The following is a 12,904-nucleotide window of genomic DNA, read 5'->3' on the forward strand; positions in this document are numbered from 1 at the left end:
GTGAACTTACGGAATTGGATTGACAGAACTTTTAAGAGTATGGTACAGTTACCATACTCTTTTTTAACAAATAAATTGAATTCTTTTTTCATTTTTGATAGACATACGAAGAAGTTCCACAGATTTCTACATATGGTAAAGGTATGGAGGAATATGTATGTTTATTTCATTTTTGAAAGATATAATTCACAAATTACAAGTAAATAAAACATGGAAACGCTGGGCTGCATATGGTATCGTAATATTTCTTATCATGCAGAATTATTTCATTCCATTTGCATCGCAGGAGAGTACCTGTGAGATTGATACAGGAACGATTGGGGATGCAACGCATATAGATGCGGATTTTGAAGATGAAAAAGCGGATGTCACGGTGGAGGTGCTGGAAGATGCTGTACAACTATATAGTTCGGCATTAGATTACTATCGAATTACACCGGATACGAAGAATCCATTTGTTGCGTACGCAATGACGATTCCAAGAGGAAGCGGAAAGAAACAGGACAATCTGTGTGCGACATATGTATCAAAGGCGTTGTATGGGTATTATGGTCAAAAGGCTGCTGTGTCGGGAATGACGCGCGTGATTCAAATATCAAATCAACTCGAGGCAACAGAAAACTGGGAATGTGTATATAAAGATGTAAATTGTTTCACATCAGCCAGTACAGATGAACAATTTGATAGATTGTTTGACAGTCTGACAAATAGCGGTGATGTGGTGTGCTTCGTAAATAAAAGCTTTTCGGATCAGGTGCATTGTGCAATCGCAGGTGGTGGATCCGCGCTTGTTGGACATCTTACAAGCTCAGGCTGGGATTCGGTTCGGGCATCATATTATCTGGCAAATGCGGTAGACAAGAGGAAGATATGTACCGGAATGATGGTTTTCAGGTACAAGGAAGTAAAACCACCGGGAACAGTTCAAGTATGCAAGAATTATGATGAATCATTGTATCGGACAGATCCGGTGTTGTATGACATCAGTGGGGCAAATTATGGAGTATATACCAGTGTTTCGGATGCGAAGGCAATGAAAAACGCGGTGGGATATTGTTATATTGAGCCGGGAGAGCCGGGACAGGCTGCAGCGGATAATATATCTACAGTAGCTTACACAGAATTGAATGCTAGTGGAACACCTGTGGAATTGCCGGAAGGAACTTATTACATACGGGAGGTTACGCCACCGGTAAAGGGTGGATGGCTCCTGGACTTAAATATATATGAGACCAGGGTTGTGGCAGGGCAGCATACGCTTCTCGGTCAGCCAAGAAATCAGAATGCAACAGCAATTCATCCTGAAGGCTTTGGATACGAAGATAACAGGATTGTCGGACCGGAAATGCCATATCTTGGATATATTTCTCTATCAAAACAGGTGTTTGATTCGTATAAAGATATGCTATCAGGTAACGAAAATTATACCTATGCAGATATTGAATATACGGTGTACCGTGTGTCCGGAAATCAGCAGACAGATATCGGGGATGTATATGGCGTTTTTAGTATAGATAAACAGGGACAGGGGATTGTTACATCCTGCAGATATGATTCTTTGTGCTTAGGAAAGTCAAGGATGGGACTGCCGCTTGGGTGGTATATGATTCAGGAGACAAAAACGAATGATTGTATGGAATTAAACAAAGAACCAAAGTGGGTTGAGATTACAAACACAGATCAGAATGTGACACATGTGGTGATGGAGGATCTGCCGGTAGTTGCAAGAACAGGCCTGCTGCTTCGTAAATGCGGAGAAGATGGATTACCTGTAGCACATGCATTGTACCAGGTTCAATATTATACTGCACGTATGGATCAGAATCCTTCGGAATTTGGAATACAGGCATCTAAGACATGGATGTTTCAAACGGATGAGCAGGGAGAAATTCATCTTTCACAGGAAGAACCATGGTTTGTAGAAGGTGATTCATTGTTTAAGGATAAAGATGGATCTTTCATATTGCCTGCGGGAACAATCACCGTTCAGGAGATTCAGGCACCAGACGGATATGTGGTGGATCCAACTGTATATGTGAGAAAAATTTTACATGGAAGTGATGGAAGGCAGCTTGCTATCGAACAGGAAATTACGGTAGTAGAGGAAGGTGTTCGTGGAGATATAAAATTTCGGAAGGTGAATGAAGATGGAATGCCTCTTGCAAATATAAAGTTCTCAATTACAGATGTATATGGAGAATCGCATATTGTCTGGACGGATGAGAAAGGTTATTTTTCGTCGGAAGCTTCCTATATCTCACATGAAAAGGATACAAACAGCGGACAGACGGAAAGCGGTATCTGGTTTGGAAGTCTTGATGTGGATGATACAAAGGGCGCGCTGCCATATGGGAAATATACGATTGAAGAGTTACGATGTGAAGCAAATAAAGATAAATATCGTACTATGGAACCACAAACATTTGAGATTACAGAGCATGGAACAGTGATTGATCTCGGCGATTTTGTTGATATGTTTTTCCCGGAAATTCGGACAAAAGCATACTGTGAAGAATCGCAATTCGATTTGGAATCTTTCCGGACGGAGAATCAGATATTCTGTATAGATACGGTTGAGATGGAGAACTTGGATGTGGGACATACGTATACGATTTCCGGGCAGCCGTATCGTAAAGATACAGGTGAAATGTTGGATCAGGAACTATGGAGTTGTTCGGAAGAAAGCTTTCAGGCAACGGCTACGGACGGCTGTGTGGATGTGACGTATACTTTGAAAATGACAGAAGAATTGTATGACACGGAAATTGTATTCTTCGAAACTATGACGGATGAAGCATATCCTGGTGAAGTTGTTGCCAGACATGAAGACCTTGCGGATATGGCACAGACAATCTATATTCCGCCGAAACCGGAGATGCCGCCAGAGCCAGAAGAGGAAGAGCAACCGGTGAAAACATTATCTGCAGTCAGACCGCATGATGTTCAACCGGAAGTAAAGACCGGAGATGATGCACATTTATTTTTGATATTGCTGATTGCTTCTACAAGCCTGGTTGCTGTTGTTATGATGCTGACAATAAAAAGGCGGAAAAAGAAAAAGTAAGAAAAGAAAAGCATCCCCATCTGACGATGGGGATGCTTTTTAACGTTGTAGTGTTTTGTGTTTGCTTAAAAGCTCAATGAAATCTGTCGAGGTTAAAGGCTTAGAGAATAAATATCCCTGTAATGTGTCACAGAACTGAGCTTGCAGAATCTGTAATTGGGCATTGTCCTCAACACCCTCCGCAACTACAGAGATATTCATCTTATGGGCCAGATCAATAATCGAGTCAGCAATGCAACGGTCTTTTTCGTTGCAACAGATACCATCGATGAACGATTTATCAATCTTCAGTGTATCAATTGGAATCTGGGTCAGGTAATTGAAAGAAGAGTAGCCGGTACCAAAGTCATCTAAAGCGATGGAACAGCCAAGCTCCTTCATTTGATTAATCAGCATCAGGTTGTGCTCAAACGAATTCATCAATACACTTTCCGTGATCTCGATTTCCAGATATTTTAAGTCCATTCCTGTTTTTTGTGGGATGTTCTTTATAATATCTATCAGGTGATTATCCTTCAACTGAGTGGTTGAGACGTTTACAGAGACACGCAATGGACCAAAGCCGCTCTTGATCAGTACCTGATTGAAATTGCAGGCTTCAATCAGTGCCCATTCTCCAAGGCTGTTGATAATTCCTGTTTCTTCTGCGATTGGTATAAATTCTGATGGAGAGATAAATCCAACCAATTCGGATTCAATACGCATCAACGCCTCGTAGCCGGTTACCTGACCGCTTTCGACATTAACTTGAGGCTGATATTGTAAGTATATTTCATTTTTATCAATGACGTGAGCCAGAATTTCAGCCAGATCATTTTTTCGGTTGACATCGTCTTCCATATAACTGTCGAAGAAACGATAATTGTTTTTACCGGAATTTTTCGCATTGTACATGGCAATATCGGCATTTTTGATCAGCTCGCTTACAGTCAGTCCGTTATTTGGGAAGACGGCGATACCGACACTCATGGAAACCATTGCTGTTTCGTCATTCAAAACAAATGGATGATGTACAATATTGACAAGCTGGCTGGCAAAATTTTCGAGGTCATCAATCGTATCAAATCGGTTCTTCAGAATCAGGAACTCATCGCCACCGTTTCGTGCCAGAATATCATCCGAAGCGATACAGGAAAGCATACGGTCGGATACGTCCTTTAACAGAAGATCGCCGTAGTCATGTCCGAGTGTATCGTTGATATTCTTGAAGTTATCCAGATCAATGAAGAAGATTGCGTGTTTGCTTGCTCCGACACTTGCGTCGTGGAAAATCTCATAGGCATATTTCATAAAGGCAACACGGTTATATAATCCGGTTAAGCCATCGTGGTAGGCAAGCTGTTCAATATGTGCGTAGTTCTTTTTTAATTCCTGCTCGCTGACTTCCAAAGCTGCCTTGGAAGCGGAGAGTTCTTTGTAGTTGTTGGAGATGATATCCATCATGTTGTTAAACATGCGGGAGAGATCACCAAATTCATCTTCCGAGTCAACATCACATTTGACATCCAGATTACCGGAAGCAGCATCTGTCATATTGTCACGCAAGATGTAAATCGGCTCGGTATATTTTGCTGACAGAATACGGCTCACCCAGATTGCAATCATCAAAATAATAATGAGCGTGATGAGCATCGTAATCGGCAGTGTAGCCAATATCTGCTGATACTGTGTTCCCTGCTCTTTGATCAGATATAACCAATTAGAGTCGGATAATTTACAAAAGCCATAAATATTTTTGAAGGAGGATGCTTTTAGATGTCCATAATCCTCTGTACTATCAGCGCTGTTCAGACAGTTAAATGCCTGTGCTTCCAACTCTCTTTGCCCGGTCAGACCAGTGGAGGAGAAGAGGTAGCCACCATCATTTGTCAGGATGAATGCAGAGCCGTCTTCCGGGATAAAGGAACCAAAATACTTGGAATTGATATTGGCACGGATCAGGCCAACAATCTGATCCTTGATAATAATCGGTGAGACAACATCGATGCTTTCAATCTCGTCGAGAGGAGAACACTGCAGAATCTCGGTTTCCTTGATTTCTTCGACCGGAGTTGTCATATGCTCCTGCCAGTCGGAAGTGTTGGAACTATCAGAGCTTGTTATGTAATAGCCGTTGACATCGTAGAGATAATAGTTGACATTGTGTCCGGTATAATCAGACGCTGTTGTGAACAGTTCTGAGACATTGGTAAAATAAGGAGAATCATTCCCAAGTGTGACACCATTGTAATTTTCTAACACAAGATTCTGGATGTTTGTACCATTGGCGAGCCCTTCAACTTCAGCAATTTGTGAATTTAACTGGGCTTGAAACCCCATACCGTAATTTTTGGCAAGTTCAACTGTGGACTGCGTTGCGAGATCCATATATTTTTTGTAGGATAAATTATATGTAAAGATTGTCAGAAATATCAGTGGCAGAGATGCCATTAAAACAAGCGACAATCGCAATGATTTTTGTATAGACATAAGTATATTCCCCGTTTTCGCAAAGTAATAAAAATATCTATCATAAAGACAATAGACTATATATATTATATAGGATAAAAATGGATTATTCAATGAGAAATGCTGTATTTTTTGCATTTGCGGGATGGTTGCTTTTTGATGAAATATTGTGTATAATAACAAGAAAATTATGACTTTTTGACAGAAGAGAAGAGTTACATGAAGGAGGGGCGTTATGTTTGGAGTTTATTTTGGAAAATATCTCGAAGATGTCGGTGTATTGACGCATGAGCAGTATACGGAAATCGTAGAGGCAAGTCGTACAGCACGTGTGAAGATGGGACTGCTTGCAGTGAGCGAAGGACTTATGACGAAGGAACAGGCAGATGAGGTCAATCAATTACAAGCGATGAAGGATGCCAGATTCGGAGATATTGCAGTGGAGAAGGGGTATCTGACAGAAGATCAGGTAGGAAAGCTTCTGAAAAAGCAGGGTGATTCGTATCTGTTATTTGTGCAGGCGCTTGTAGAGCGGAAGCTTCTTACATTGGAAGATATTCAGAAGTATCTGAATCATTATAAAAAGTCAGAGCGGTATACGGCACTTGAGATTGATGCATTAAAGAGCTCAGATATTGATAAGATCATCCAGATCTTTTTAAAGGACAATCAGGTTCCGGCTGTGGTGAAAGATTATCTTGCATTGCTTGCCAGAAATATGGTTCGTTTTGTGGATAACAAGATTCGTTTCGAGCGGATTGAACGCATTCATACATATACATGCAAATACATTGCAAGCCAGTGCTTTACCGGTGATTACAATTTGTTTATTGGCATCTGTAATGTCGGAACAAAGCCGATTGCAACGGAGTTTGCGAAGGAAGAGTTCGAAGCGATTGATGAGGACAGTCTTGATGCGGTCTGTGAGTTTATCAATGTATGTAACGGATTGTTCGCTTCAAAGGAGTCTCTTGAAGGTGTGCACATTGATATGCTTCCGCCGGAGATGTATACAGATATTACAACGATTAGTTCAGATGGCATGATGTTCCTGCTTCCTTGCTATGTACGTGGTGAGCGTGCAGATGTTGTAATTTGCATGGAAACAAAGTGGAATGTCAGCTAATAAAGCTGATATTAGGAAAGAATCAGATAAATTGAGATAAATAAGGAGAATGATTGATCATGGCAAATATATTGATTGTAGATGATTCCAGAACATCTCGTAAAATTTTAAGAGGACTTTTGGAAGCAAACGGATATGTAGTTGTTGGTGAGGCGAAAAATGGACAGGAAGGTTATGATATGTACGCACAGTACAAGCCGGATCTTGTCACTATGGATATTACAATGCCGGTGATGTCAGGCGTTGACAGCCTGAAGAAAATCAAGGCAGATTTCCCGGATGCAAAGGTTGTTATGGTATCTGCAGCCGGACAGCAGCACAATATGCTGGAGGCAGTACAGAGTGGCGCTTCAGAGTTTATTGCAAAACCTTTTGATGCGGACACAATTCAGAATGTGCTTCAGAATGTACTTGGTAACTGAGAAACATAAGTAAGATGCAGCAAAATGGTCGTATATACAGGATTCGTATATATGACCATTTGTATTGTTTGAATAAAGTCAGTGGAGTCGTTATAATGATAGAGACAGTTGTATCCGTAGATTTAATGGTGGAAGAAGAACTGAAGGTAAAGAAAAATCATCTGACACCGGATTTTCCTACGGGAGAAGAAAAGAGAATCTGTATTGTATCCGGATTGTACGGAGATGAACTGCAGGGACAGTATATCTGTTATGAGGTCATTCGCCGGATCAAGCTGGAGTATGAAAATCTGACCGGAATCGTGGATGTGTATCCGGCATTAAATCCGATGGGACTGGATTCTAAGACAAGAGAGATTCCGGGTTCCGGCATTGACATGAATTCCATATTTCCGGGTTCAAAGTTAGGAGCATTGGGAGAATATACCGCATCCTGCATTTTTGAAGATATCAAGGGAGCGGATGTTTGTATTGATCTGCATGCGAGTAACTTGTATGTACATGAGGTACCACAGGTGCGTATGAATGATGACCGGGTTGATGAGCTGATGCCGATTGCCAAATGTCTGAATGTCGATATGATCTGGATTCATCCGAGCAATTCAGTATTAAATGGAAGCCTTGCGTATTCCTTAAATGAGGTTGGCGTACGTTCGGTTGTGATTGAGTCCGGGGTAGCATACCGGATCAATCAGCAGTATTGCAATGAAATCGTGGATGGACTTTTTGCGCTGATGAAGGAGATGGGAATCTGGAAGGGGGCAACTGTGACACCAAAGAAGGTTCCGATCACAAACGATAAAGATATCCGATATATCAATGCAGAGAGTAGTGGTATTTTTATTCCGGGAGTACAGTTATTTGCACAGGTGAAAAAAGGGGATGAACTTGGAACAGTTGTCAATGTGATTACCGGATCGGTGGAAGAGGTCGTGTATGCCACGGGAGACGGCATGATCTGTTCCATGCGCGATTATCCGGTTATTGAGGAAGGCTCCCTGCTTGCGAGAATCGTGGGAGGAAACGCCTATGAATAAAGAGATTATCTTTTCCATGAACACAGCGTTTCGTGGAGAGTTCAACATTCATGGATATTCATATGGACGCGGCGACAAAGCGGCATGTATTGTCGGTTCTATGCGTGGAAATGAATACCAGCAGTTATATATGTGCTCGCTTTTGGCACAGAGACTGGCAGAGATTGAGGCACAGGGGGATGTGGTAGCCGGAAAGGAAATCCTGCTGATTCCGACACTCAATTACAGTTCGATGAACGCGGAAAAGAAAAAGTGGATTTCTGATGATTCGGATATCAACCGTTCATTTCCGGGTAATATCGAGGGAACTGCGACAAGCCGTATCGCGGCGACTCTGATGGATCGCGTCAAGGATTATACATACGGCATACAGTTTGCTAGCTTTTACCTGCAGGGAATCTCAATTCCGCATGTGCGGATGATGGAGACAGGGACAGAGAGTACAAGTCTTGCAAATCTGTTCGGCATGCCATATGTACTTACCGGGGATACGCGTTCATTTGATACAGCGACACTCAATTACAACTGGCAGAAGATGGGAACGCAGGCATTTTCGGTTTATTCTGCCACAACCGATACGCTGGATGGCGAGAGCGCGAAGATGGCAGTGAGTGCAGTGCTCCGTTTTTTGACACGAATGGGAATCATCCGCTATGAGAGTCATGGTGGATATATTTCAACAACATTAAAAGAAAAGGATCTCGTGTCGGTGCGAGCCGATGAGGCGGGATTTTTCCGTTGTATCGTTGGAGTAAACCAGGAGGTAAAACGTGGGCAGGTGCTTGCGGAAATTATTAACCCAATGGATGGTAATATTAAGGCTGAAATTTTGGCACCGACAGATGGAATTGTATTTTTTGTACAAAATTCCCCACTCGTGTTCCAAAATGTGGTAATATACAAAATTGTAAGACGTATGCACCAGTAACGTGCAGAAAGTAAATTACAAAATTCAGGAGGAAAGTCATGAGCAAGGTTAGACGAATCTATGTAGAAAAGAAAGATGCTTATGCGGTTAAGGCAAAGGACTTAAAAAAGCAGTTCAAGGATTACCTTGGAATCAAAGCTGACAATGTCCGTGTCCTGACACGGTATGACATGGAAGGTGTATCAGAGGATACCTATAATAAAGCGAAGGTTACAATCTTTTCAGAGCCACCGATTGATGTCGTATATGAAGAATCATTTCCGATGAATGAGAAGGAAAAATGCTTCTCACAGGAATATCTTCCGGGACAGTTCGATCAGCGTGCGGATTCTGCGGAGCAGTGTGTTAAGCTTCTGAACGAGGAGGAGACACCGGTCATCAAGACAGCTACAACTTATGTGGTTGAGGGTGATGTGACAGAGGAGCAGATGCAGACAATCCGGGAGTACGTTGTAAACCCAGTTGATTCCCGTATCACAGATGAGACAAAGCCGGAGACATTGGTTACAAACTTCGAGGAACCTGCAGATGTGAAGATATTTGATGGCTTCAAGGATATGCCGGAAGCAGAACTTACAGCATTGTATGATTCTCTCGGGCTTGCTATGACAATCAAGGATTTTGAGCATATACAGAAGTATTTTAAGAATGAGGAACACAGAGATCCATCCATGACGGAAATCCGTGTGCTTGACACATACTGGTCCGACCATTGCCGTCACACAACATTCTCAACAGAGCTTACAAATGTTGCGTTCGATGACGGTTATTACAAGGATGTGATCGCTGAGACATACGACCGTTATGTCGGTGCAACAAAGGAAATGTACAAGGGCAGAGACGATAAGTTTGTCTGCCTGATGGACATCGCGCTTATGGCAATGAAGGAACTTAAAAAGGCCGGTAAGCTTGATGATCAGGAAGAGTCAGACGAGATCAATGCATGTTCTATCGTTGTTCCGGTTAAGGTCGATGGTGTAGAAGAAGAGTGGCTGGTGAGCTTTAAGAACGAGACACACAATCATCCAACAGAGATTGAGCCTTTTGGTGGCGCTGCAACCTGTCTGGGTGGTGCAATCCGTGATCCGCTTTCAGGACGTTCTTATGTATATCAGGCAATGCGTGTAACGGGAGCTGCAGATCCAACCGTGTCATTGAAGGATACCATGCATGGAAAGCTTCCACAGAGAAAGATTGTAAAGGTTGCAGCTGAGGGATACAGCTCATATGGTAACCAAATCGGCCTTGCAACCGGCCTTGTAAAGGAAGTATATCATCCAAATTATGTGGCAAAGCGTATGGAGATAGGTGCTGTTATGGGTGCAGCTCCAAGAAGATGTGTCAAGCGTCTGAATTCTGATCCGGGTGATATCATCATCCTGCTTGGTGGACGTACCGGACGTGATGGCTGTGGTGGAGCAACCGGCTCTTCCAAGGCACATACTGAAAGCTCGATTGAGACATGTGGTGCTGAGGTTCAGAAGGGTAATGCACCAACTGAACGTAAGATTCAGCGTCTGTTCCGCCGGGAAGAGGTTGCTAGCCTGATTAAGAAATGTAACGACTTCGGTGCCGGTGGTGTATCGGTTGCAATCGGTGAGCTTGCCGATGGTTTACAGATTAACCTTGACAAGGTTCCAAAGAAATATGCAGGCCTTGATGGTACGGAACTTGCGATTTCTGAGTCACAGGAGCGTATGGCGGTTGTTGTTGATCCGAAGGATGTCGACAAGATGATGCAGTATGTGGCTGAGGAGAACTTAGAGGCGGTCGCAGTTGCTGTTGTAACAGAAGAGAAGCGTCTCGTGCTTTCATGGAGAGGCAAGGAAATCGTCAATCTGTCCCGTGCATTCCTTGATACAAACGGTGCACATCAGGAGACAGATGTCAAGGTTGCCATGCCGGATGCATCTGCAAAATATTTTGACGAGAAGAAGGATGCTTCGGATGTGAAGAAGCTCTGGTTAGATACACTTTCTGATTTGAACGTCGCTTCCCAGAAGGGACTTGTGGAGATGTTTGATTCTTCCATCGGTGCAGGTACCGTTACAATGCCGTATGGTGGTAAGTACCAGCTTTCTGAGACTCAGACGATGATTGCAAAGCTTCCGGTATTAAAGGGAAAGACCGATACGGTTACTATGATGAGCTATGGCTTTGATCCATATCTGTCAAGCTGGAGCCCATACCACGGTGCTATCTATGCGGTACTGACATCTGTTGCGAAGATTGCTGCAGCTGGTGGAGATGTAAGTAAGATAAGACTGACATTCCAGGAGTATTTTGAGAGACTCGGTACAGATCCATATCGTTGGGGCTTGCCGCTTTCTGCATTGCTCGGCGCATATGATGTACAGATGGGTCTTGGACTTCCTTCTATCGGTGGTAAGGATTCCATGTCTGGTTCCTTCAATGATATTGATGTTCCGCCTACGCTGGTCAGCTTCGCCGTTGATGTAGCAAGTTATCAGGATGTGGTAACTCCGGAACTCAAAAAAGCAGGCAATCAGCTTGTGTGTTTCGATATCAAGCGGGATGCTTATGATAAGCCGGATTATCAGGATGCCATGGATAAATACGAGAAGCTGCATCAGGCAATTACAGAGGGCAAGGTTGTATCAGCTTACGCAATCGGTTTCGGTGGTATGATTGAGGCGATTTCAAAGATGGCATTTGGTAATAAGCTCGGTGTGAAGCTTGCAAAGACCGTTGATGCAGATGATCTTACAGCGAAAAAATATGGTTCTATCATTCTCGAAGTAGAGAAGGACAATGTGACAGAGCTTGGTATTCCATGTACAGTTATCGGTGAAGTACAGGATGCACCGGAGTTCGTATATGGCGATGCTGTAATTGCAATGGATGAAGCATTAGATGCATGGACAAAGAAGCTTGAGAAGGTATTCCCAACAGAGTCCGGCGTGGAGCAGAATGATAAGATTAACGATACATTGAAGATTGTAGACGGAAAGGTAAGTACAGGGGTGTATGATGCCGGTTCCATCTATGTAGCAAAGAATAAAGTCGCAAAACCAAAGGTATTTATTCCGGTATTCCCGGGAACAAACTGTGAATATGATTCAGCAAAGGCATTTGAGAATGCGGGTGCTGAGGTTCAGACAATCGTATTCCGCAATATGGATGCACAGGGTATCCGTGATTCGGTAGATGCATTTACAAAGGCAATCAGTGAGAGTCAGATTATCATGTTCCCAGGTGGATTCTCCGCCGGTGATGAGCCGGATGGTTCCGGAAAGTTCATTGCAACTGCATTCCGGAATGCAAAGATTGCAGATGAGGTTATGAAGCTTCTGCATGAGCGTGATGGACTGGCACTTGGTATTTGTAACGGTTTCCAGGCACTCATCAAGCTTGGTCTTGTTCCTTACGGCGAGATTCGTCCGCAGGAGGATGATTCACCGACACTGACAATCAACAGCATCGGCCGTCATCAGTCCAAGATGGTTTATACTAAGGTTGTTACAAACAAGAGCCCATGGCTGCAGAAGGCAAAGCTTGGCGGTGTGTATACCGTACCAATCTCACATGGTGAAGGACGTTTTGTTGCAAGCAAAGAGTGGACAGAGAAGCTCTTCGCAAATGGACAGGTTGCAACTCAGTATGTCGATATGGATGGCAATCCGACGATGGACGAATATTACAATGTCAATGGTTCTTACTATGCAATCGAGGGTATCACAAGTCCGGATGGACGTGTACTTGGTAAGATGGCACACTCTGAGCGTAAGGGAACAGCAGTGGCAGTAAATATTTACGGAGATCAGGACCAGAAGATTTTTGAGTCCGGAGTTGCTTATTTCTCATAAATAAAGGTTAAGATTGCGGCATGGACACATGTCACGGAAAGGGGATGTGTGT

The 12,904-nt window shown here is 43.1% G+C and carries 7 protein-coding genes; 6 read left to right on the forward strand and 1 reads right to left on the reverse strand.

Annotated features, from left to right (window positions below; translation table 11 throughout):
• Window positions 1–157: 157 nt before the first annotated feature.
• The gene (locus tag KP625_RS01465) at window positions 158–3,064 is read left to right on the forward strand and encodes a VaFE repeat-containing surface-anchored protein (protein WP_238298891.1); all 2,907 of its coding nucleotides are present in this window, start codon (window positions 158–160) and stop codon (window positions 3,062–3,064) included.
• 39 nt (window positions 3,065–3,103) lie between these two features.
• On the opposite strand, the gene KP625_RS01470 is transcribed toward KP625_RS01465, so the two are convergent.
• On the reverse strand, window positions 3,104–5,533 hold the full coding sequence (locus KP625_RS01470; RefSeq protein WP_238298893.1) for a GGDEF domain-containing protein: 2,430 nt from the start codon (window positions 5,531–5,533) through the stop codon (window positions 3,104–3,106).
• A 214-nt stretch (window positions 5,534–5,747) separates the two neighbouring features.
• Here KP625_RS01470 and KP625_RS01475 point away from each other — a divergent pair, with 214 nt between their 5' ends.
• The 5 genes from KP625_RS01475 to KP625_RS01495 all read left to right on the forward strand — a co-directional run bounded on the left by KP625_RS01475 (window position 5,748) and on the right by KP625_RS01495 (window position 12,852).
• Entirely contained in the window at window positions 5,748–6,638 is an 891-nt protein-coding gene (locus KP625_RS01475; protein ID WP_177970185.1) for a chemotaxis protein CheX, read from the forward strand.
• Between the two features lie 59 nt (window positions 6,639–6,697).
• Window positions 6,698–7,060 carry a response regulator gene (locus KP625_RS01480; RefSeq protein WP_238298895.1) on the forward strand — a complete coding sequence of 121 codons (363 nt, stop codon included), beginning with the start codon at window positions 6,698–6,700 and terminating at the stop codon, window positions 7,058–7,060.
• A 95-nt stretch (window positions 7,061–7,155) separates the two neighbouring features.
• On the forward strand, window positions 7,156–8,097 hold the full coding sequence (locus KP625_RS01485; protein WP_177970183.1) for a M14 family metallopeptidase: 942 nt from the start codon (window positions 7,156–7,158) through the stop codon (window positions 8,095–8,097).
• A complete protein-coding gene (locus KP625_RS01490; RefSeq protein WP_177970182.1) occupies window positions 8,090–9,025 on the forward strand; it encodes a M14 family metallopeptidase in 936 nt (311 codons plus the stop codon). Before KP625_RS01485 ends, KP625_RS01490 begins: the two co-directional genes overlap by 8 nt.
• A gap of 38 nt (window positions 9,026–9,063) precedes the next feature.
• The gene (locus KP625_RS01495) at window positions 9,064–12,852 is read left to right on the forward strand and encodes a phosphoribosylformylglycinamidine synthase (RefSeq protein ID WP_177970181.1); all 3,789 of its coding nucleotides are present in this window, start codon (window positions 9,064–9,066) and stop codon (window positions 12,850–12,852) included.
• Window positions 12,853–12,904: the final 52 nt, after the last annotated feature.

The organism is Eubacterium sp. MSJ-33 (assembly GCF_022174665.1).
Lineage (GTDB): Bacteria > Bacillota > Clostridia > Lachnospirales > Lachnospiraceae > Coprococcus_C.